General features: G+C 69.3%; 20 protein-coding genes and 1 pseudogene. 11 read left to right on the top strand and 10 right to left on the bottom strand.

The window, feature by feature from the left end:
• Window positions 1–314: 314 nt before the first annotated feature.
• Window positions 315–1,436: pseudogene (locus tag ABZV44_RS08535) on the bottom strand (exonuclease SbcCD subunit D); the annotation flags it as partial.
• Window positions 1,437–1,720: 284 nt separating this feature from the next.
• Here ABZV44_RS08535 and ABZV44_RS08530 point away from each other — a divergent pair.
• Window positions 1,721–2,887, top strand: coding sequence for a DNA recombination protein RmuC (locus ABZV44_RS08530; RefSeq protein WP_354833465.1), 1,167 nt, complete (start codon window positions 1,721–1,723; stop codon window positions 2,885–2,887).
• A 124-nt stretch (window positions 2,888–3,011) separates the two neighbouring features.
• Window positions 3,012–4,190: a DUF6542 domain-containing protein gene (locus tag ABZV44_RS08525; RefSeq protein ID WP_354833463.1), complete on the top strand. Its 1,179-nt coding sequence runs from the start codon at window positions 3,012–3,014 to the stop codon at window positions 4,188–4,190.
• Between the two features lie 137 nt (window positions 4,191–4,327).
• On the opposite strand, the gene ABZV44_RS08520 is transcribed toward ABZV44_RS08525, so the two are convergent.
• Entirely contained in the window at window positions 4,328–5,344 is a 1,017-nt protein-coding gene (locus ABZV44_RS08520) for a 4-hydroxy-3-methylbut-2-enyl diphosphate reductase (protein WP_354833462.1), read from the bottom strand.
• Window positions 5,345–5,458: 114 nt separating this feature from the next.
• On the opposite strand from ABZV44_RS08520, the gene ABZV44_RS08515 reads away from it, so the two are divergent.
• The 3 genes from ABZV44_RS08515 to ABZV44_RS08505 all read left to right on the top strand — a co-directional run bounded on the left by ABZV44_RS08515 (window position 5,459) and on the right by ABZV44_RS08505 (window position 7,982).
• Complete coding sequence (locus tag ABZV44_RS08515; protein WP_354833460.1) at window positions 5,459–6,175, top strand: lipid droplet-associated protein; 717 nt, start codon at window positions 5,459–5,461, stop codon at window positions 6,173–6,175.
• A 356-nt stretch (window positions 6,176–6,531) separates the two neighbouring features.
• Complete coding sequence (gene xseA, locus ABZV44_RS08510) at window positions 6,532–7,758, top strand: exodeoxyribonuclease VII large subunit (protein ID WP_354834072.1); 1,227 nt, start codon at window positions 6,532–6,534, stop codon at window positions 7,756–7,758.
• The gene (locus ABZV44_RS08505) at window positions 7,758–7,982 is read left to right on the top strand and encodes an exodeoxyribonuclease VII small subunit (protein ID WP_354833459.1); all 225 of its coding nucleotides are present in this window, start codon (window positions 7,758–7,760) and stop codon (window positions 7,980–7,982) included. The genes xseA and ABZV44_RS08505 overlap by 1 nt, the downstream gene beginning before the upstream one ends.
• Window positions 7,983–7,985: 3 nt before the next feature.
• Here ABZV44_RS08505 and ABZV44_RS08500 read toward each other — a convergent pair whose 3' ends face one another.
• Window positions 7,986–8,339, bottom strand: coding sequence for a DUF4440 domain-containing protein (locus tag ABZV44_RS08500; protein WP_354833457.1), 354 nt, complete (start codon window positions 8,337–8,339; stop codon window positions 7,986–7,988).
• Window positions 8,340–8,379: 40 nt separating this feature from the next.
• Window positions 8,380–8,961 (bottom strand): DUF4245 domain-containing protein, encoded by a 582-nt coding sequence (locus ABZV44_RS08495; RefSeq protein ID WP_354833455.1) that lies wholly within the window; start codon window positions 8,959–8,961, stop codon window positions 8,380–8,382.
• Window positions 8,962–9,089: 128 nt separating this feature from the next.
• Between ABZV44_RS08495 and glpX the strand changes: the two genes are divergently transcribed.
• A complete protein-coding gene (gene glpX / locus ABZV44_RS08490; RefSeq protein WP_354833453.1) occupies window positions 9,090–10,121 on the top strand; it encodes a class II fructose-bisphosphatase in 1,032 nt (343 codons plus the stop codon).
• Between the two features lie 150 nt (window positions 10,122–10,271).
• Window positions 10,272–11,678 (top strand): class II fumarate hydratase, encoded by a 1,407-nt coding sequence (locus tag ABZV44_RS08485; RefSeq protein WP_354833451.1) that lies wholly within the window; start codon window positions 10,272–10,274, stop codon window positions 11,676–11,678.
• A 66-nt stretch (window positions 11,679–11,744) separates the two neighbouring features.
• On the opposite strand, the gene ABZV44_RS08480 is transcribed toward ABZV44_RS08485, so the two are convergent.
• Entirely contained in the window at window positions 11,745–12,929 is a 1,185-nt protein-coding gene (locus ABZV44_RS08480; RefSeq protein ID WP_354833449.1) for an FAD-dependent monooxygenase, read from the bottom strand.
• A 105-nt stretch (window positions 12,930–13,034) separates the two neighbouring features.
• Between ABZV44_RS08480 and ABZV44_RS08475 the strand changes: the two genes are divergently transcribed.
• Both ABZV44_RS08475 and ABZV44_RS08470 read left to right on the top strand, forming a co-directional pair.
• Entirely contained in the window at window positions 13,035–13,787 is a 753-nt protein-coding gene (locus ABZV44_RS08475; RefSeq protein ID WP_354833447.1) for a TetR/AcrR family transcriptional regulator, read from the top strand.
• A 49-nt stretch (window positions 13,788–13,836) separates the two neighbouring features.
• Window positions 13,837–14,259 carry a limonene-1,2-epoxide hydrolase family protein gene (locus ABZV44_RS08470; protein ID WP_354833445.1) on the top strand — a complete coding sequence of 141 codons (423 nt, stop codon included), beginning with the start codon at window positions 13,837–13,839 and terminating at the stop codon, window positions 14,257–14,259.
• A 108-nt stretch (window positions 14,260–14,367) separates the two neighbouring features.
• Here ABZV44_RS08470 and ABZV44_RS08465 read toward each other — a convergent pair whose 3' ends face one another.
• The 4 genes from ABZV44_RS08465 to ABZV44_RS08450 all read right to left on the bottom strand — a co-directional run bounded on the left by ABZV44_RS08465 (window position 14,368) and on the right by ABZV44_RS08450 (window position 18,071).
• Window positions 14,368–15,225, bottom strand: coding sequence for an acyl-ACP desaturase (locus tag ABZV44_RS08465; RefSeq protein WP_354833444.1), 858 nt, complete (start codon window positions 15,223–15,225; stop codon window positions 14,368–14,370).
• A gap of 114 nt (window positions 15,226–15,339) precedes the next feature.
• Window positions 15,340–15,858 (bottom strand): esterase, encoded by a 519-nt coding sequence (locus ABZV44_RS08460; RefSeq protein ID WP_354833442.1) that lies wholly within the window; start codon window positions 15,856–15,858, stop codon window positions 15,340–15,342.
• 194 nt (window positions 15,859–16,052) lie between these two features.
• The gene (locus ABZV44_RS08455; RefSeq protein WP_354834070.1) at window positions 16,053–17,396 is read right to left on the bottom strand and encodes a PhoH family protein; all 1,344 of its coding nucleotides are present in this window, start codon (window positions 17,394–17,396) and stop codon (window positions 16,053–16,055) included.
• A 288-nt stretch (window positions 17,397–17,684) separates the two neighbouring features.
• Window positions 17,685–18,071, bottom strand: a complete 387-nt coding sequence (locus ABZV44_RS08450; RefSeq protein WP_354833440.1) for a DUF488 family protein — start codon at window positions 18,069–18,071, stop codon at window positions 17,685–17,687.
• Window positions 18,072–18,093: 22 nt separating this feature from the next.
• Between ABZV44_RS08450 and ABZV44_RS08445 the strand changes: the two genes are divergently transcribed.
• Window positions 18,094–18,366 (top strand): hypothetical protein, encoded by a 273-nt coding sequence (locus tag ABZV44_RS08445; protein WP_354833438.1) that lies wholly within the window; start codon window positions 18,094–18,096, stop codon window positions 18,364–18,366.
• Between the two features lie 172 nt (window positions 18,367–18,538).
• Entirely contained in the window at window positions 18,539–18,847 is a 309-nt protein-coding gene (locus tag ABZV44_RS08440) for a glutaredoxin domain-containing protein (protein WP_354833436.1), read from the top strand.
• 112 nt (window positions 18,848–18,959) lie between these two features.
• Here the strand turns inward: ABZV44_RS08440 and glyA are convergent, their stop codons facing one another.
• Entirely contained in the window at window positions 18,960–20,255 is a 1,296-nt protein-coding gene (glyA, locus tag ABZV44_RS08435) for a serine hydroxymethyltransferase (RefSeq protein WP_354833434.1), read from the bottom strand.
• Window positions 20,256–20,604: the final 349 nt, after the last annotated feature.

The following is a 20,604-nucleotide window of genomic DNA, read 5'->3' as shown; positions in this document are numbered from 1 at the left end:
TCGGCGCCCACCGATCCATGTCCGGCGCCTGCACCCGCCGCATCGGCATCATCGGGCACGGCGAACAACGCGCCCTCCGCGGCCACGACAGCCTCCCCGGGCACTGCAGCTGTCAGTGCGCCGCCTTCGGAAATGCCGGCCGCCTCGACAGAGACGGCAACCGCGGCGGCCGCAGCCCGTTCGACCGATGCGGCGGCCGGATCGCCCAACGCAGCACCGACAGGCACGACATCCTCGGCGGCGACAGCGGCCGGAGAAACGGGCGCGGCGGTTTCGGCCGGGGCGGGAAGGCGCAGGGGAGCGTCGGTTTCACGGGTGGCGGCGGCGAGGGCGCGTTCGAGCCAGGTCATTTCGCCGGGGGTGGGGGTGCCGCGGACGTCGGCGAGGAAGCTCCGGGCTATCTCGGTGTCACGGCGGCCGTGCACGCGTTCGCGGTAGCGAAGTTCCGGGTTGCCTTCGGGGCGTTGCCATTCCACGTGGACGGCGTGCGGGAAACGCTCGCGGAGGCGGCGCAGCGCGTCCACGGGGCGCGCCTCGTCGGTGAGGGTGGCCGAGACATAGTGCGATTCGGCTTCGGTGTGCTCCGGCGCTTCCAGGAGGGATTCCAGGGGCCCGGCGAGTTGTGAGAGGCCACGCACCACCGGGAGTTCGTGGCGCTCGACGGCGGACAGCCCCGCGGCGTCGATGTCCACGATCCAGACCGCTTTGCGGTGCGAGCGCTCGCCGAACGAATACGGCAGCGGCGAACCCGAATAGCGGACGGACTCCGACAGCGTCTGCGGCGAGTGCAGGTGGCCGAGCGCCACATAGTCGATCCCGGCGAAGGCCGACAGCGGCACGGTCTCCACGCCCCCGACCGAAATGGACCGCTCCGACCCGGTGGCCTCGCCGCCCACCACGAAAGCATGCGCCAGCACCACCGACCGCGCCCCCGCCCGCCCGGCGAGATCGGCACGCACCAGGCTCATGGCCGCGTCCAGGATCTCGGCGTGCGAACGCGCCTGCGGCACGCCCAATTCCACCCGGGTGATCTCCGGCTCCAGGTAGGGAATGCCGTAGAAGGCAATGTCGCCGAATTCATCGGACAGCACGATCGGCCGCGCCACATCCGCGATCCGGCAGCGCAAATGCAATCCGCCCGCCGCCGCGAAACTGCCGAGCGCACCGAGCCGAGTCGGCGAGTCGTGATTACCGGAGGTGGCGACAATGGTCGCCCCCGCCGCCCGAATTGCCTCGAATCCCCGATTGCACACCGCAATCGCATCCGCACTGGGAATGGAACGGTCGTACACATCCCCTGGCAGCACGACCACGTCCACCCCCTCGGCCGCCACCAATTCCGCGATGGCCCGCAGCGAGCACTCCTGATCGGCCAGCAGATCGACGCCATGAAAGGTGCGCCCGATATGCCAGTCGGAGGTGTGCAGGATCCGCATGCCGCAAGACGCTATTGGATCCCCCCGACAACCCGCGCGACACCCTCGCGAGTCGCGTCGAACACACCGCGCGTATGCCAGGGCGACAGCTGTTTTCGCAACGGTCGGGGTAACTCACCGGGCACGCCCGGAATCGGGTCGGCACCCGACCACCGGCACGGACGCCCAACCGTCGACGGCTCCGAGCCGCCCGCTGAAGTCCCGGAGAGGCGGAATTGGTCCCGACGCGCCGCCGAAATCCCGGAGCGGCGGAATTGTCGGTGGTCTCCGGCACTATCTCCGCCATGACCGCACCGATGCTGTTCGCGCTGCTGCTGGTGTTCGTATCGGGGCTGGCCCTGGGCTGGCTCGGCCACGCCGCACGCGCGGGACAGCGGGCGGCGGTGGCCGAGGCGCGGCTGGCGGCCATGCGGGACAACGAGCAACTGTTGCGGCAATCACTCGGCGCGGCCAGCGAGGACGCGGCCCGCCGGCAGTCCCACGCCATCGGCGCGCTGGTCGATCCGCTGCGGGAGGCGGTCGGCAGCCTCGACCGCCACATTCGCGAGGTCGAGCACAACCGCATCAACGCGTACTCCGGCCTGCGCGAACAGGTCGCGGGCATGCAGCGGATGTCACATCAGTTGTTCACGCAGACCGGTCAATTGGTGGCCGCGCTGCGCGCGCCCCAGGTGCGCGGCCGCTGGGGCGAGATCCAGCTCGAGCGTGTGGTCGAACTGGCCGGCATGGCCCGGCACTGTGATTTCGACACCCAGGTCACCCGTCGCGGCGACACCGTGGTGCGCCCGGATCTGGTGGTGCGCCTGTCCGGCGGCCGCCAGATCGTGGTGGACGCCAAGGTGCCCTGCATCGCCTTCCTGGACGCCGCCGGTACCGAGGACCCGCGCGAGCGCGAGGGCCACCTGGCCCGCCACGCCCGGCATCTGCGCAACCATGTGGATCAGCTGGCGGCCAAGGAGTACTGGGCGGCCTTCGATCCCTCCCCCGAGTTCGTGGTCCTGTTCGTGCCCGGCGATCCGTTCCTGGACGCGGCCCTCACCACCGACTCCGGGTTGCTCGAGTACGCCTTCGGTCGCAATGTGGTCCTGGCGACGCCCACCACACTCATGGCCCTGCTGCGCACGGTCGCGCTGGGCTGGCGGCAGGAGGCGCTGTCGGCGGACATGGCGGTGATCCAGCAGCTGGGCCGTGAGCTCTATACCCGGCTCGGCACCACCGGCCGCCACCTGGACCGGCTGGGCGCGCAGCTGGGCAAGGCGGTCGACGCCTACAACCACACCGTGGCGTCGGTGGAGTCGCGGGTCATGGTGACCGCCCGGAAGCTGCACGACCTGGAGATCGCCGATGCGCCGGTCCCGGAGGTCCGGCGGGTGGAGAGCTGGCCGCGGGCCGTGGGGTTCGCGGACGAGTACGCGGTGGGGTTCGCCGATGGGATCGAACAGCGGGGGTGATGCCTGAGCAACCGCTTGGTCTATGCGCTGGGGTCGAATAGCTATCACCGGGTTCATGCGATTCCGCATAGCCGCCTGATGTCGCCTGCCTCGCGAAACACCGATATGCCTTAGTGTGCTTGACGTGGCAGTTACCCAACGCGAGCGAACCGAGGTGCCCCAGTCGCACCGTTCGATCCTGCCGTCGGTTCCCGGCGTCCCGGCCGGAGCCGCGGTGCTGATCGCTGTGACGTGCACGTTCGTCGGTCTTCTGATCGACGCTCAGAGCTCGGGTAGCCGACCACAGGGCGACGAACTCACCGGTTCCTTCGCCCTGCTGTACATCGCCGGCTGTGTGGTGGCCGTGCTCGCGGTCCGCTACCGGGGACTGTTCACCACGCTCGTGCTCCCCCCGCTGCTGCTGTTCATCGCGGTGCCGCTGGCCTACCAGTTCCTATTCGGGTCCTCCGGCAGTCTCAAGCTGAAGGACATCCTGCTGAATCTGGCCATCCCGCTGGTGAATCGGTTCCCCACCATGGCGCTGGCCACCGTGATCGTGCTGATCGTCGGCGCGGTCCGCATCGTGCTGCACCACCGCGAGACCAAGGCCGGCGCGACCGGCGAACCACGCGGTACCCGGGCCCGTGCCACCCGCCCCGGCAGCGCCCGCGCTCAGCGCACCCGCTCCACCAAGGAACCCGCCAGACGCCGCTTCCGGCCCGGCGCGGACGCCGCTGAGGAAGGCGACACTCCCGACACCGAGGCCGCTCGTTCGTCCCGCCGCGCGGACGCCCGGGTCGCGGCCGGGCCGCCGCGGGTGAGCAACACCGGACGACCCGCCGGCGAGGGCCGCCGCCGCCGCGCCCAGGATCCGGATCAGACCGCCGCCGAACGCACCCCGGCCGCCACCGAGGGCCGCCGCCGCGCCGCGGGCCCGAACCAGTCCGGCGCCGCTACCGCCGAGGGGCGCCGCCGGGCCCAGTACGCCGAGCAGCCGTCCCGCGCCGGCGAGCGCCGCGCGGCCCCTGGCGACCAGCCGCGCAACGGTGAACGCCGCGCCGCCCCGGCCGATCGCCCCCGCAACGGTGAGCGTCGCGCCACCCCGCCGGCGCCGGAAGCCGCCCAGGGCGAGGGCCGCCGCCGCCGCGCGCAGAGCCCCGAGCAGGCCGTGGGTCGCGGCGCCGAACGCCACGCCGCCCCCGAGCGCAATCCGGCCCCCGCCGAGGGCGGCCGCCGCCGTCGCGCGCAGCCGGGTGAACTGCCACCGCATCCGCGGCCGAATGTGCGCTACCGCGAACGTGATTCGGGTCGCATCGAACGCTGAATCCCCGGCGACATTCGAGCGACCCGCACCGTGTATTTCCGGCAATCAGGAAATCGGGCACGAAATAAGATCATCCGGATAGCAAATTCGCGCCCTCCACAACGAATGCGGAGGGCGCGAATGCGTTTCGGAACGAGTTACGCGCGCGCGGTGCGAAGTTCGCGCGGCAGCGAGAAGACCAGCGTCTCATTGGCGGTGGTGACCGGAACCACCGCACCGAAACCGTGCTCGGCCAGCAATTCCAGCACGCCCTCCACGAGAATCTCCGGAACCGAGGCGCCGGAGGTGACGCCGACCGTGCGAATACCCTCCAGCCAGGCGGGATCCACCTCGCGGGCATAGTCCACCAACTGCGCGGCGCGGGCGCCGGCGCTCAGCGCGACCTCCACCAGCCGGACCGAGTTGGACGAGTTCCGGGAGCCGACCACGATCACCAGATCGCATTCGGGAGCCATGGCCTTCACCGCGGTCTGGCGGTTGGAGGTGGCGTAGCAGATGTCGTCGCTCGGCGGATCCTGCAGCTTGGGGAACTTCTGGCGCAGGCGGTTGACCGTCTCCATGGTCTCGTCGACCGACAGCGTGGTCTGGGAGAGCCAGATCACCTTGTTCTCGTCGCGCACGGTGACCGAGTCGACAGCGTCGGGGCCGTCCACCAGCTGCACATGGTCGGGCGCCTCACCGGCGGTGCCCTCGACCTCCTCGTGGCCCTCGTGGCCGATGAGCAGGATGTCGAAGTCGTCGCGGGCGAAGCGCTTGGCCTCCTGGTGCACCTTGGTGACCAGCGGGCAGGTGGCGTCGATGGTGTGCAGGTTGCGGCGGGCGGCGGACTCGTGAACGGCCGGGGAGACGCCGTGCGCGGAGAACACCACGAGCGCGCCCTCCGGCACCTCCTCGGTCTGGTCGACGAAGATCACACCGCGCTCGCGCAGCGTTTCCACCACGTGCCGGTTGTGCACGATTTCCTTGCGGACATAGATGGGCGCGCCGTGCTTTTCGAGCGCCTTCTCCACCGTTTCGACCGCTCGGTCCACACCGGCGCAGTAGCCGCGCGGTTCGGCGAGCAGTACTCGCTTGTCTTGTGGGCCCCGTGGCGCGTCGGCATCACCCGCCGCGGACCCGACGATTCCGACGTTCAAAGGGATAGCCGAGGACATGCCCCACAGAATACGTGTGCGCTCCGGCGCGCATTCGCGCGGAGGTCAGGGTCACAATCACTTTTCGCGGCTTTTCGCCTTTGCATCACACGGCGTTTCGGGCAGGCTAGGGACATGTTCCGACCTCCGTTCCTGGCCCGGGTCGCCGCCGGGGCCGCCGTCTATGCTCTCGAGGAAACTCGTCGGCTACCGACGACCGCGATCAATTTCCCGATCACCGCGATCAGCCAGGTGCTGCAGACCACCATGCACCTCCAGCAGTTCGTGACCAGCCTCGCTCTCAAGGGCGACGCCGTTTTCGACCGTTTGCTCAACCAGCCCGAAGAACAGCCCGCCTGGGCCACCTTCGATGAGGACGAGGAAGACGAGCAAACTTCGAGCTTCGCCGCCGAATCGGTTCGGCAGAGCCGTTTCGACCTCTTCACCGATCCGGAACCGGCCGTCGCGGAGCCCGCTCCGGCCGTGGTGGCGCCGGTCGCGGCCCCGGAACCGGTCGCGGTCGAGACCGAGCCGGTCGCGGTCGAGACCGAACCGGTGCCCGCCGAATCGGCCGCGCAGGAGGCAGCCGATCCGGAGATCACCGAGACCGCCGCACCCGCAACGGCTTCCAAGGCGACCACCAACGGCCACCACAGCAGCGCCGTCGTCGAACCCGAAGTGGCGGCCCGCTTCGACTACTCCGCCATGACCATCGCCCAGCTGCGCGCCCGCCTGCGCCAGCTGACCGTCGACGACCTCGCGGCTCTCCTGGCCTACGAGCAGGAGACCCTCGACCGCGCCCCGTTCGTCACCATGCTGACCAACCGCATCGCGACCGTTCAGGCGAAGTGAACCCAACTCTCGGGAGCTCTCAGGGGTTTCACCCCTGAAACCCCTGAGACTGCGGGGCTCCGCCCCGGACCCCCGAAACAACTCGGGACTGCGGGCTCCGCCCGAACCCGATACAACGTTCGGGGCCCGGCCCCGGAACTCCGACGCCGTCACATCGGCAATCCTCGACCAGCGCCGGCCGCTCGGGCTACCGCCCGGCGGCCGGTGTTTGTATCAACCGGGATCCGCGGGGTCGGACAGCGCGCGAATCCCGTGTCGGCGGGCGGTGTGCGCCGGGCGTCGGTGGGCACTGACAGAATCGTGCGGTGAGCACCGATACGACGCCGCGGCCGCCGAGCTCGTCCGCCGAGAACCCGATGCCGGTGCGGACCGTCGCGGTGAAGGTGGCGCAGTGGATCGACCGGCTGGGGGCGGTCTGGGTGGAGGGGCAGATCACCCAGATGAATGTGCGGCCGGGGACGCGGACGGCCTTTCTGGTGCTGCGGGATACGGCGGCGGACATGTCGCTGTCGGTGACCTGTGACCCGGAGCTGCTGCGTAATTCGGCGGTGCCGCTGCAGGAGGGCAGCCGGGTCGTCGTGTACGGCAAGCTGTCGTTCTTCACCGGGCGGGGCACGGTGTCGTTGCGGGTCACCGAGATTCGGCCGGTGGGCATCGGCGAGCTGCTGGCCCGCATCGAACGCTTGAAGGCGCTGCTGTCGGCGGAGGGCCTGTTCGATCCACGGCTCAAGCGCCCGATCCCGTTCCTGCCCAATCGGATCGGCCTGATCACCGGCCGCGCCAGCGCCGCCGAGCACGATGTGGTGACGGTGGCCACGCAGCGCTGGCCGGCGGTGCGCTTCGAGATTCGCAATACCGCCGTGCAGGGCCCGACCGCGGTGCCGCAGATCCTGGAGGCCATCGCCGCGCTCGACGCGAATCCCGAGGTGGATGTGATCGTGCTGGCGCGCGGCGGCGGCAGTGTCGAGGATCTGCTGCCGTTCTCCGATGAAACCCTGTGCCGCGCCATCGTTTCCGCCACCACGCCGATCGTGAGCGCCATCGGCCACGAGCCGGACAATCCGATCTCGGACTATGTCGCCGACCTGCGGGCCGCCACGCCCACCGACGCCGCCAAGCGCATCGTGCCCGACGCCGCCGCCGAAACCGCGCTGCTGCAGGAACTTCGGTCCCGCGCGAACGCGGCCCTGCGCGGCTGGGTGGACCGCGAGGCCCGCGCCCTGACCCAATTGCGTTCCCGCCCGGTGCTGGCCGACCCGCTGCGGCTGCTCGATCAGCGCCACGACGAGGTGGAGCGGCTGCGCGCCGGCGCCCAGCGGGCCGTGGACCATCTGCTGAGCAGTGAGTCCACCACCACCCGGCACCTGCGCGAAAAGCTCTCCGCGGTGGGCCCGGCCGCCACCCTGGCCCGCGGTTACGCCGTGGTGCAGCGGGTGAACGGCAAGGACCGCGAGGTGGTCCGCGCCATCGAGGACTCCCCGCCCGGCACGCAGCTCCGCATCCGGGTGGCCGACGGCGCGATCTCCGCCGCCGCCCTCGGCGCCCAATCCCTGGCTCCCCGCCCGACCCGGAAGGACTCCTGATGACCGACGACGAACGCGCCGAAATCGCCACCTTCGGCTACGAGCGCGCCCGCGACGAACTGGTCAATGTCGTCAAGATGCTCGAGCAGGGCGGCATGGATCTCGACGACTCGCTGGCCCTGTGGGAACGCGGCGAAGCCCTCGCCACCCGCTGCGAACAGCACCTCGCCGGCGCCCGCAAGCGCGTCGAGGACGCCCTGGCCCACCGCACGGCGCAGGAGTGACCGCTAGGCGACGACCGTGCCCTGGTGAAAAACGATCTGCCAGTCCGCCCCGCCCCGCCGCCAGATGGTGGCCCGCCGGCTGACCCGCTCCGGCTGCCGCAGGAGATAGGTCAGCAGGTACAGGTCGGGAGCCAGCTCCTGGCATCGGAATTCGCTGGTCTCCCAGATCTCCTCGGCCGGCGTCCGCTGCCGCTCGGCCAGCACCTCGAGCACATGGTCGCGGTCGAAGCACCGCCCGGACGCGCCGATCTCCCAGAAGTCGGCGGCCACCATCGGCGCGAAATCGGTGCCCAGTTCGGGCCGATGGAAAATCGGTTCGCGGGCGCGCAGTTCGTCGAGGACGCTCATGCCGCTCATCGCAGCAATAGACCGCGGTGACGTCGAGCGATTTATCTGATCAGCCGCGTGGCAGCGGCTGGGCCTGGGCGACCGCGGTGGCGAGGGTGTTGAAGGCGGGGCCGTTGCCCGCGCCCTTGATCAGGACACGGGCGTCACCGAAGTCGGCGATCCAGGCCGGCTCGGAGCCGGGTTCGGTGAAGACGCTCCACTTCTGGTTGCCGCGCTGCTCGGTGCCGGTCGCGGTGAGGTTGGCCGCGTACTTCTTGGCCAGGGCGTCCACGCTCGCATTGGACTGGGTCAGCTGCATGTAGGTGCCCTGCGGCGTGATGTAGCCGACTGTGCTGGCGTTGCCGCCGCCGGTGCCGGTGAGGACGTCGTGGCTGCCGGAGTTGGGGGTCCACTTGTCCGGCCCGGAGTCCGGGAGCACGGGCAGGCGGATGGGGAACGACATGAGCCTGGCGTCGTCGGTGAGCGCGGCCTTCACGTCGAAGTGGGGAATCTGCCCCTGCGTCGGACCTTTCGCGGAGAACGAGCACTGGCTGGCGATGCCCGCGATGACCAGGCAGATCAGCACCAGCGGGAGCAGGGACCAGGCCAGGTCCTTGTAGTCGTGCTGGGTGCGCGGCTTTTGGTACGACACGCACTCAGTATCCATGGGGCCCGGGTGCGACCGAGCTCACGGTCTCGGGAAACGTAAGTACGTGCCGAGGGCCGTAAACCGCAATGCGACAATTTACGCAGCTTTAGACAACCAAGGAGGCTCTCGTCATGACCGCATCCAGCCGCCGCGAGGCACCGGACCGCAACCTAGCGCTCGAGTTGGTCCGGGTCACCGAGGCCGGCGCCATGGCCGCGGGCCGCTGGGTCGGCCGTGGTGACAAGGAGGGCGGCGACGGCGCGGCCGTGGACGCCATGCGGCAGCTGGTGGCGACGGTCTCCATGCGCGGCATCGTCGTGATCGGTGAGGGCGAGAAGGACGAAGCGCCCATGCTGTACAACGGCGAGCTGGTCGGCGACGGCACCGGCGCGGAACTGGATTTCGCGGTCGACCCGATCGACGGCACCACCCTGATGTCGAAGGGTTCCCCGGGCGCGATCTCCGTGCTGGCGGTCGCCGAGCGCGGCGCCATGTTCGATCCCTCGGCCGTGTTCTACATGGAGAAGATCGCCGTCGGCCCCGACGCCGCCGATGTCATCGACCTCTCGGCCCCGATCGCGGAGAACCTACGCCGGGTCGCCAAGGCCAAGAACTCCTCGGTCTCCGACCTGACCGTGTGCATCCTGGACCGCCCCCGCCACGCCGAGCACATGAAGGCCGTGCGCGACGCGGGCGCCCGCATCCGCCTCATCTCCGACGGTGACGTGGCCGGCGCCATCGCCTGTGCCCGTCCGGAGTCCGGCGTCGACATGCTGATCGGCATCGGCGGCACCCCCGAGGGCATCATCGCCGCGGCCGCCATGCGCTGCCTGGGCGGCGCGCTGCAGGCCAAGCTGGCGCCCAAGGACGACGCCGAGCGGCAGAAGGCCATCGACGCCGGCCACGACCTGGACCGCATCCTGAACACCACGGATCTGGTCTCCGGTGAGGACGTCTTCTTCAGCGCCACCGGCGTCACCGACGGCGACCTGCTCAAGGGCGTCCGCTACTACGGCGGCGGCGCGTACACCCAGTCCATCGTCATGCGCGCCAAGTCCGGCACCATCCGCATGGTCGACGCCTACCACCGGCTGACCAAGCTGCGCGAGTACGCGTCGGTGGACTTCGTCGGCGACGAGCACGCCACCCCGCCGCTCCCCTGATCCGAGCGAAACAGCTTGCCGCCCCGGTGGATCCGTCCACCGGGGCGGCGCTGTGTCCGGGGCCGGCGATGTCCTATTCCTGCGGGCGCTGTGCGGATTCCCTCAGGCGTGGCACTCCCACGGGGTGCGCGGCGGGCATAGGGTCGGTTCATGAGCGAGGAGACGCAGTACCGCATCGAACACGACACCATGGGCGAGGTCCGCGTTCCCGTCGACGCGCTGTGGCGGGCGCAGACCCAGCGGGCGGTGGAGAACTTCCCGATCAGCGGACGCGGCCTGGAGCGCGCGCAGATTCGCGCACTCGGCCTGCTGAAGGCGGCCTGCGCGGCCGTGAATCGCGATCTGGGTCTGCTGGACAAGGCCAAGGCCGACGCCATCATCGCGGCGGCGGAGGAGATCGCCGACGGCCGCCATGACGACCAGTTCCCGATCGATGTCTTCCAGACCGGATCGGGCACCAGCTCGAACATGAACGCCAACGAGGTGATCGCGAGCATCGCCGCCCGTGACGGCGTCACCGTGCACCCCAACGACGACGTGAACATGTCGCAGTCGTCCAATGACACCTTCCCCACCGCAACGCATCTCGCGGCCACCGAGGCGGTGGTCAAGGATCTGGTCCCGGCCCTGGATCATCTGCGGCTGGCGCTGCTGGACAAGTCCCAGGAGTGGAAGTACGTGGTCAAGTCCGGCCGCACCCATCTGATGGACGCGGTTCCGATCACCCTGGGTCAGGAGTTCGGCGGCTACACCCGGCAGGTGAGCGCGGGCATCGAGCGCCTGCTGGCCACCCTGCCCCGGGTGGGCGAGCTGGCCATCGGCGGCACCGCGGTCGGCACCGGATTGAACGCGCCGGCCGGTTTCGGCGCGAAAGTCGTTGCGGAGCTGACCCGGGTGACCGATCTGGATCACCTGTCGGAGGCCCGCGATCACTTCGAGGCGCAGGCCGCCCGCGACAGCCTGGTGGAGTTGTCCGGTGCGCTGCGCACGGTCGCGATCAGCCTGACCAAGATCGCCAACGATATTCGCTGGATGGGTTCGGGCCCGCTCACCGGTCTGGCCGAGCTGCAGCTGCCGGACCTGCAGCCGGGTTCCTCGATCATGCCGGGCAAGGTGAATCCGGTACTGCCGGAGGCGGTTACGCAGGTGGCCGCGCAGGTCATCGGCAATGATGCCGCGATCGCCTGGGGCGGCGGCAACGGCGCGTTCGAATTGAACGTCTACATTCCGATGATGGCCCGCAATGTGCTGGAGTCGATTCGCCTGCTGGCCAATGTCTCCCGCCTGTTCGCCGACAAGTGCGTCCGCGGCCTGGTCGCCGATGTGGACCGGCTGCGGCGGCTGGCGGAATCCTCGCCGTCGATCGTGACCCCGTTGAATTCCGCCATCGGTTACGAGGAGGCGGCGGCGGTCGCCAAGCAGGCGTTGAAGGAGCACAAGACGATCCGGCAGACGGTGATCGATCGCGGTCTGATCGGCGACAAGCTCTCGCTCGAGGAGCTGGATCGCCGGCTGGATGTGCTCTCCATGGCGCAGGTGGATGGAAAGAACGAATAGGGCGTCACGTTCGGGATCCGGCTCGGCGGGTGTGGCGGCGGTGGCTGCCACACCCGCGCCAGGTGTTCAAGCGGCGCCGACCATGTCCGGGTAGTTCTTCAGATCGATGTCGTTCTTGGCGTTCTCGGCGTACTTCGCCATCATCTTGAAGCCACGCGAACGCACGAACCAATTACGAAGGCGCAGACCGCGCGCGGTCCGGGGCGCCAGGAATCGGCCGGGGTTGGCATCGTCGGTCTTGCGCAGCAGGCGCTTCATGATTTCCTCGTAGCGGGCGAATGCCGCGGTGTGATCGCCGTCGGCCGTGGCCAATTCACCGGCCAGCACATAGGCCCCGACAATCGCCGAACCGGTGCCGAATCCGTTCAGCGTGTGGCCGTGCGCGGAATCGCCGACCAGCGCCACCCGCCCCGACGTGAAGTGCTTCATCGACACCTTGGCGATGGCGTCCAGGTAGAAACCGTCCAGGCGCGGAAGTTCGGCCAGCATGCGCGGCACCTCCCAGCCCATTCCGGCGAAACGCTCGGCGACGATACGGCGCTGCTGATCGAAATCGTCACGCGAGTAGTCGATTTCGGGCGAGGCGAACAGGTACATCTGCGCGGCCTTGTTACCGCCCGTCATGGCGAGCCGGCCGGGGGTATTGCAGCCGAGAGACCTGGCGCGAGGCCGATTCCCTTCCGGCATGTCCTCCCAGACCGAGGCGCCCGCGATGGCGTAGTAGTAGCCGTCGTGCGTGACGAAGTCCGCCTCCGGGCCGAAGGCCAGCTTCCGCACCCGTGAATGGATGCCGTCGCACCCGAAGACCAGATCGAAGACCCGCGCGGGCGCGTTCTCGAATTCGACGTATACCCCGTCACCGGTCTCCCGCAGCGCGGTGACGGTGTCGCCGAAGAGGTATTCGCACTCCCCCGCGGTCCGGCTGTAGAGGATCCGGGCGAGGTCGCCGCGCAGGATCTCGATATCGCCGCCGAGGAACTCCCCGGCCATCACGGCCTGCTCGACGCCGCTCTCGTCGACCAGCACCCAGTCGGTCTTACCGGTCTGCCGCCGCTCGATGTCGTCGAGCACGCCCATGCGCTCGAGCACGGTCATGTGGGTCTCGCCGGTGAAATCGATGGCCTGGCCACCGGCACGCAGGGCGGGCGCCTTCTCGACCACGGTCACCTGGAAGCCGTAGCGGTGCAGCCAGTAGGCGAGGGCCGGACCGGCGACGCTGGCTCCGGAGATGAGGACGGTGGTGGTGCGCATGGCGGTGACTCCTTCGATAACTGCGTCCGGCGGACGCTGTTGACGGCGATAGCGTACGATGGACGCAGTTTCGCGTCAAGCCCGGAATCCGGAAGGATGGCGACCATGCCGGCACCGACCACCCTCGAACTGCTCTGGGGCTCTCCCGACCGCCCTCGGCGCGGGCCCAAGCCGTCCCTCACGCTGGAGCGCATCGTCGCCGAGGCCATCGACCTCGCGGACGCCGAAGGACTGGCCAACCTGTCCATGGCGCGGCTGGCCGAACGCCTCGGCTGCGCCAAGATGGCGCTGTACCGCTACCTCCCCGGCAAGACCGAGCTCATCGCGCTCATGCTGGACACCGCCATCGGCGTGCCGCCGGAAAACACCACCGCCCCTTCGGATTCCGATCCGGAACGCTGGCGCACCTATCTACGCCCGTGGACCGAGACCTTCTTCACCCGCGCCGTCGCACACCCCTGGGGGAACGACGCGTCCACCGGCGTCCGCCCCATGGGCCCCAATGAGCTGGCCTGGCTCGATTCGGCCGTCGGCGCGCTGGACGGCACCGGCCTGACCGCGGCCGAGTGTTTCGACACCGTCGTGCTGCTGCTGGGTCACGCCCGCGGCATCGCCCAGCAGACCGCGACGGCGGGTGAGGATCTGGAGGGCGGACTGGCCCGGGAGCTCGGCGCGGTGCTGTCGGCGCAGGCAGAGCGCTTTCCGCACGCCGCGGCCGCCTTCGCCGAGACCATGTCCGGAACCGCCGCCGAGACCGGCCGCGACAATGCCCTCGTCTTCGGCATCGACCGCATCCTGGACGGCTTGGCCGTGCTCATCGAGACCCGGCGTCGCCGCCCCGAACGGACACAGCGGTAGTTGCCGCGGATATCTGTGCGACTGCCCGGTTTCGGCCTACGCTCGGCTCATGTCAGAGCTACCCGAGCTGAAGCAGGATCCGGTCACCACGGTGCGCGAGTTCTTCGCGGCAATGGAAATGAAGATCGTCGGCGAAGCCCTGGAGCTGGTCGATCCCGGCATCGTCTGGAAGAACACCTCGCTCCCCGACATCCGCGGCGTGGACCGCGTGCGCTGGGTGCTGAATCTGCTCAACAGTCCCCGCTACGGCTTCCGCGCCGATATGCATCACATCGCCGCCACCGAGGACGGCACGGTGCTCACCGAACGCACCGACTATCTGCGCATGGGCCCGGTCGAGATCTCGTTCTGGGTCTGCGGCACCTTCGAGTTCCGTGACGGCCGCATCACGCTGTGGCACGACCACTTCAGCTGGGAGAACTTCCTGCGCGGCACGGTCACCGGCGTCGTGCGCGCACTCCTTCCCCGCTGAGCCGGCTCTCCCGGCGGAAAGCACGACGCCCGCCACGTTTTCGCGGCGGGCGTCGGCATCGAACCGCGCACAGGGCACGGGATCAGGTTCTGCGGGGCAGGGGCACGCTCAGGGGCGCAGGTGGGCCAGTTCGGCGCGTGCCTTCTCGCCTTCCTCATCGAAGTCGGTGCGGCTGAAGACTTTCCACTGCTCGAGCAGGGGCGCGAAGACCAGTTCGGCTTCGTTCGCGCGGTCGTAGACGCCGGCCTCGGCGAGGACCTCGTCGCTGGTGCGGCCGTCGGCGAGCTGCACCACCGGGGCGTGGAAGTCGGCGATGCGGTCGGCGATGGCGCGCACGGTCTGGTCGGGGGCCAGGTCGAGGGCCGCGCCGACCAGGTTGGCGAAGAAGACGGCCTGCAGTTCGTCGTCGGCGGCCAGCCGGTCGGCGATGGTCGCGACCATGACGTTCTCGGCCAGGCGCGCGGTGGCGCGGTGCCGGACGGCGGCCGCGGTCTCTTCCAGGGCCCAGGCGGCGAGCACGTCGGGCAGGTGCATGGCGGGGCGGCGGAAGCCGGTGGTCATGTGCGCCATGCGCATCCGCTCCAGCGCGACCGGGTCGACGGCGCGGGTGACCATCAGGTAGTTGCGGATGAGAATCTCGTGCCGGTTCTCCTCCGCGGTCCAGCGGCCGACCCAGCGCCACCACGGTCCGCTGCGCAGGTACTTGCCGACCTCGCGGTGGTAGGCGGGCAGGTTGTCGGCGATCAGCACGCTCACCGTGAGCGCGGTCTTGGCGACCTCGCTGAGGCCGGATTGCGCCGGATCCCAATCGGTTCCGCCGAGGAACTGGAAATTGCGGCCGTCGTCCCACGGCACGTAGTCGTGGGGCTGCCACTCGGGGGCGGCGGCGATGTGCCGCGCGAGGTTGGTCTCCACCTCGGCCGCGAGTGATTCCAGCAGTTCCCGATCGGACAAAACGTTCTGCACGCGAACAACCTAGCGGCATCGGGGCAAACATGGGGGCCTTCGCGCGGTATTCGAATCGGCTATGGCCGCAGCCAGGTCCGGGATGCCGTCACCGGGCGGCCCGGACCGGCCGGGCTACTTCTCGGTGACCGTGGTCTCGTTGTCCACCCAGGTGATGGAGCCGCCGCTGAAATCGCTCTGCTTGCCGCCGGTGATGTCGTATTCGTCGCTGGTCGGGTAGCCGAGCGTGCCGCCGGCGCCGCCCTGGTCGTCCCAGGCCTTGCGGATCTCGCCCCACACCACGTGGGTGCCGTGGGCCGAGCTGAAGTAGATTCCACCGCCGTCGAATTCCTGCACCATGCCGCCGCCGGGCCCGTCCATGGCGGGGCCGGTCGGCATGCCGAGAGCACCGGTGGCGCCGCCCATCTGGTTGTACTTGTCGAGAATGCCGCCGGCGACGGCGATCTCGGCGCCGTCGCGGGTGGCCATCTTGGTTTCGGCGGCGTGGGTGTCGTCGCCGGCCGGCGCGGCGGCGGTGGTGGTCGAGGTCGACGCGGAGTTCTTGTCGTCGTCCTTGCTGCAGCCCGCGCCGAGCGCGGTGACGACCGCAAGCACCGCGATGGCGCCAGCCGTACGTCGTGCGAAATGGTGCATTTTCCATCCTCCCGCGAATCCTGGCCGACAACTCGGTTACGATCCGGCGAATCGGACAGCACTCACCGAAGGGGTATCCGAGCTGGAATTACAGCGAAAGGTACCCCACCACATGTGAGTTCAACCACTTGCCAAAAAATTGCCCGGCCGGGGGCGCGTCGCTCCCCGACCGGGCAGATCCTAACTACCGGGCGTCAGGAATTGGGCCCGAACTCCTCCAGCATCTCGGTGACCAGCGCCGCGATCGGCGACCGCTCACTACGGGTCAGGGTGACGTGCGCGAACAACGGGTGCCCCTTGAGCTTTTCGATCACGGCGGCCACGCCGTCGTGCCGGCCCACGCGCAGGTTGTCGCGCTGTGCTACGTCGTGGGTGAGCACCACCCGCGACCCGCTGCCCAACCGGCTCAGCACCGTGAGCAGCACATTGCGTTCCAGCGACTGCGCCTCGTCCACGATCACGAAGGAGTCGTGCAGCGAGCGCCCGCGAATGTGGGTGAGCGGCAGCACCTCCAGCATGCCGCGCGCCTGCACCTCCTCCATCACCTCCGGGCTGGCCAGCCCGTCGAGGGTGTCGAAGACGGCCTGCGCCCACGGCCCCATCTTCTCGCTCTCGGAGCCCGGCAGATAGCCGAGCTCCTGTCCACCCACCGCGTAGAGCGGCCGGAACACCACCACCTTCCGATGCGAGCGGCGCTCCAGCACCGCTTCGAGCCCGGCGGTCAGCGCCAGCGCGGATTTGCCGGTGCCGGCCCGCCCGCCGAGCGAGACGATGCCGACGCTCTCGTCGAGCAGCAGATCCAGCGCGATGCGCTGTTCGGCCGAGCGCCCGTGCAGCCCGAAGGCCTCCCGATCACCCCGCACCAGTTGCACCCGCTTGTCCGGCGTCACCCGCGCCAGCGCGCTGCCGCGCGGGCTGAGCATCCGAATTCCGGTGTGGCAGGGCATGTCCCGAGCCTCGTCGAGGTCGATGACGCTGTCGGAGTAGAGCTTGTCGACGGTGCCGGTGGCGACCTCCAGTTCCACCATGCCGGTCCAGCCGGAGGTGACGACGTCCTGCGCGTGGTACTCGTCGGCCCGCAGGCCGACCGCGCCGGCCTTGACGCGCAGCGGAATGTCCTTGGACACCAGCACGACTCGCTGTCCCTCGGCGGCCAGGTTGAGCGCGCAGGCCAGGATGCGGGAATCGTTGGTGTCCGTGCGGAATCCGACGGGCAATACGGTTGGGTCGGTGTGGTTCAACTCCACCTGGAGTGTCCCGCCCTGGGTGCCGACCGACACCCGCTGATCGAGCCGACCGTGTGCCAGACGCATGTCGTCCAGCATGCGCAGTGCCTCGCGAGCGAACCAGCCGAGTTCGTGGTGATGGCGTTTGGCCTCGAGCTCACTGATCACCACCAGCGGCAGCACCACATGGTGCTCGCCGAAGCGGGTCAGTGCCCAGGGGTCGGACAGCAACACCGACGTGTCGACTACGAAAGTTTTCGCCGGTCCGGAATCGGCCGACTGCGAGGCGCGAACTCCCCGTGTCGTGGTCAGCCGGCTCTGGTCGGAGCCGGCGTCCCTGCTGGGAGCGTTGACGGAGCGTGCATCAGTCACGGTGGGCTCCTTTGCCACTCGCGCGACACCGCGCGAGCGTTCTCGCTGGGCCGGTCAGCCTTGGGGTCGTACGACCCGAGGGCCGGGTGCCGGCCCCCTCGCACTGAGTTGCTCAGTCACGATCAGGACCTCCCGTACGAGCCACACCTACGCGGCTCGCACTCCCGACGCTACCGCCGAAATCGCGATCCGGCTTCCGGACTGCGGGGCGCATTGGTGAAGATCGCGTTAACGCGAGTCCGCTCTGTGTGTTTCGCCCAATTCACTCAGCAGCACGGGAACATGGCTGTGCTCCGGCTCTTTGGTGGCCGTGACCAGCGTCAACGGGGCGGTTGCGGCCTCCGACCGCAGGCGCGCCAGCCCCTCCTGCGCCGCGTCCGCGGTGAGCTCGATTCGATACCTGCGCTCGAACTCGGCACGGCGTGTCTCCGGCGCGGCGTGATACCACCTCCGCAGCTCGTTCGACGGCGTCACGTCCTTGGCCCATTCGTCTATGGCCGCTTGCTGTTTGCTGATGCCGCGCGGCCAGAGCCGGTCCACCAGTACCCGGCGGCCGTCGGCCGCATCGGGATCGTCGTAGACGCGCTTGACCCGGTACCTGGGTTGCTGTGTCATGTCCTCCATTACAGTCGAGGTCATGGCCGAAACTGCGGATCTGGCAACGCTGCCCACCAAGGAATTGCACGACCGTGCCGTGAAGCTGGCAGCCCGGCGCGGCGACATCAAGTTCCTGTGGCAACTGCTCAAGGCGATTCCCGGCGCCGAGGTCGCGGCCGGCAATCAGGGCGAGGGCGAGGTCGACATCTGGAACACCGTCGCCCTGCTCGACGACTACTTCCACGCCGGCGAGGGCAGGGTGGGCGAGGCGCTGCGCCCGATGTACCTGGACTACCTGAGCAAGCACGCCTGAATCAGGAGCCGTCGTGCGTGCCGTGCCACCCGTCGGCACGGCACGCGACGACGGGCTACAAGCCGAATCACCTGCGCTGCTTGGCAATCCCCGATTCCGCGGCACCGACTCCCGGCCTCGGCGTCGCCCCGCCGGCATGGTGGCGGCGGCCGCGCGGACCTAGACTCCGATCATGACCACCGACGCCACCCCGGAACTGGTCGTCTACCGCCGCCCGGGCTGCCCCTACTGCTCCCGCATGCGCCGAGTGCTCAATCGCCACGGCATCGTCCACCGCGAGGTCGACATCTGGCAGGACCCGGAGGCGGCCGCCTTCGTCCGCTCGGTGGCCGACGGCAACGAGACCGTCCCCACGGTCGTCCTGCGCGACGGCGACTCCGAACGGAACTGGGTGAACCCGCATCCCAAGCAGCTGATCGCCACCGTGACCGCGGACGCACCGAGCCTCACGGGCGGGCCGCGCAAGTTCTGGTCGTTCTAGCCGGGAATCCTTGGCAGGCAAGGAATCTCATCGCGGCATGGAGTCGCACCGCGACGCGGAGAGCCCGCCGCGATCAGGGAATCGCGGCGGGCTCTCGGTTGTCCGGCGGGCGTCAGCCCAGCAGGCGCCAGTCCTCCAGGCCGTCGTACAGCGGGAAGTCCTGCGCCAGCGTGGAAACGCGCTGACGCAGCGAGTCCAGGTCGGCGGAGCCGGTGAGAGCGGCGGCGATGATGTCGGCGACCTCGGTGAACTGCTCGTCGCCGAAGCCGCGGGTGGCCAGCGCCGGGGTGCCGATGCGCAGGCCGGAGGTGACCATCGGCGGGCGCGGATCGAACGGAACGGCGTTGCGGTTCACGGTGATTCCGATTTCGTGCAGCAGATCCTCGCCCTGCTGGCCGTCCAGCTGCGAGTTGCGCAGGTCCACCAGCACCAGGTGCACGTCGGTGCCGCCGGTGAGCACGGTGATGCCCTTGGCCTTGGCGTCGGGCGCGGTCAGGCGCTCGGCGAGGATCTTGGCGCCGGAGATGGTGCGCTCCTGGCGCTCCTTGAACTCCGCGCTGCCGGCGATCTTGAAGGCCACGGCCTTGGCGGCGATGGCGTGCATGAGCGGGCCGCCCTGCTGACCCGGGAAGACCGCGGAGTTCAGCTTCTTGGCGAATTCCTGCTTGGCCAGGATCAGACCGGAGCGGGGGCCGCCCAGGGTCTTGTGCACGGTCGAGGACACCACGTCCGCGTGCGGCACCGGCGACGGATGCAGCCCGGCCGCGACCAGACCGGCGAAGTGCGCCATGTCGACCCAGAGGTAGGCGCCGACCTCGTCCGCGATCTCGCGGAAGGCGGCGAAGTCCAGGTGCCGGGGGTACGCCGACCAGCCGGCCACGATCACCTTCGGGCGGGTGTCGCGGGCGATCTTGCGCACCTCGTCCATGTCGACGCGGTGGTCTTCCTTGGCGACGCCGTAGGCGTGCACCTCGTACAGCTTGCCGGAGAAGTTCAGGCGCATGCCGTGGGTGAGGTGACCGCCGTGCGCCAGATCCAGGCCCAGCAGCTTCTCGCCCGGGTTCATCAGCGCCATCAGCACCGCGGCATTGGCCTGCGCGCCCGAATGCGGCTGGACATTGGCGAATTCCGCGCCGAACAGCTCCTTGACGCGGGCGCGGGCCAGATCCTCGACGATGTCGACGTTCTCGCAGCCGCCGTAGTAGCGGCGACCCGGGTAGCCCTCGGCGTACTTGTTGGTGAGCACGCTGCCCTGCGCCTGCAGCACCGCGCGCGGCACGAAGTTCTCCGAGGCGATCATCTCGAGGGTGTCGCGCTGGCGAGCGAGTTCGCCGCCCATCGCGGACGCGACCTCGGGATCGAGTTCGGCGAGGGACTGGCTGTTGACAGAGGCGCTCGTCTGGGTCACGCTGCCGAGTCTATTGGCCGCTGCCGCGGAGCCGATCCGGGGGTTCTCTGTCTCGTTCATCGCGCACCTCCGTTGTCCGGGTACCCCGAATACGGTTCGGGGGTCGCCAGGCACCCAGGCGCGCGGTGCCGGACTTCGGTGCTTCCCGGTGGTTGCTTCCACCTCGAGTGCGCCAGTCGCGGTCCGGTCATCCTATCCCGCGACCGGCGGCGACCATCCGGCGGTCGCCACGCGCGGACGAATCGTGCCCCGGTAATTGGGGGCAGAGGAATCGTCGGCGCAGGGGAGACGACCGAATCCGCCCCGGAGCGGTGGACATCACTCCGAAATCAGGCTATGGCGGGGCAAC

Source organism: Nocardia sp. NPDC004860, from assembly GCF_040609015.1.
Classification (GTDB): Bacteria; Actinomycetota; Actinomycetes; order Mycobacteriales; family Mycobacteriaceae; genus Nocardia.
The sequence above is the reverse complement of the archived record's forward strand: the minus strand, read 5'-3'. Positions and strand labels throughout refer to the sequence as shown.

Coding starts and splice junctions, on each gene's coding strand:
- ABZV44_RS08450 (WP_354833440.1), bottom strand. CDS start 18,071: ATGACACAGCAACCCAGGTACCGGGTCAAGCGCGTCTACGACGATCCC.
- ABZV44_RS08500 (WP_354833457.1), bottom strand. CDS start 8,339: ATGAGCGGCATGAGCGTCCTCGACGAACTGCGCGCCCGCGAACCGATT.
- ABZV44_RS08485 (WP_354833451.1), top strand. CDS start 10,272: ATGAGCGAGGAGACGCAGTACCGCATCGAACACGACACCATGGGCGAG.
- ABZV44_RS08445 (WP_354833438.1), top strand. CDS start 18,094: ATGGCCGAAACTGCGGATCTGGCAACGCTGCCCACCAAGGAATTGCAC.
- ABZV44_RS08520 (WP_354833462.1), bottom strand. CDS start 5,344: ATGTCCTCGGCTATCCCTTTGAACGTCGGAATCGTCGGGTCCGCGGCG.
- ABZV44_RS08440 (WP_354833436.1), top strand. CDS start 18,539: ATGACCACCGACGCCACCCCGGAACTGGTCGTCTACCGCCGCCCGGGC.
- ABZV44_RS08475 (WP_354833447.1), top strand. CDS start 13,035: ATGCCGGCACCGACCACCCTCGAACTGCTCTGGGGCTCTCCCGACCGC.
- ABZV44_RS08480 (WP_354833449.1), bottom strand. CDS start 12,929: ATGCGCACCACCACCGTCCTCATCTCCGGAGCCAGCGTCGCCGGTCCG.
- xseA (WP_354834072.1), top strand. CDS start 6,532: ATGCCGGTGCGGACCGTCGCGGTGAAGGTGGCGCAGTGGATCGACCGG.
- ABZV44_RS08470 (WP_354833445.1), top strand. CDS start 13,837: ATGTCAGAGCTACCCGAGCTGAAGCAGGATCCGGTCACCACGGTGCGC.
- ABZV44_RS08505 (WP_354833459.1), top strand. CDS start 7,758: ATGACCGACGACGAACGCGCCGAAATCGCCACCTTCGGCTACGAGCGC.
- glpX (WP_354833453.1), top strand. CDS start 9,090: ATGACCGCATCCAGCCGCCGCGAGGCACCGGACCGCAACCTAGCGCTC.
- ABZV44_RS08515 (WP_354833460.1), top strand. CDS start 5,459: ATGTTCCGACCTCCGTTCCTGGCCCGGGTCGCCGCCGGGGCCGCCGTC.
- ABZV44_RS08530 (WP_354833465.1), top strand. CDS start 1,721: ATGACCGCACCGATGCTGTTCGCGCTGCTGCTGGTGTTCGTATCGGGG.
- ABZV44_RS08460 (WP_354833442.1), bottom strand. CDS start 15,858: ATGCACCATTTCGCACGACGTACGGCTGGCGCCATCGCGGTGCTTGCG.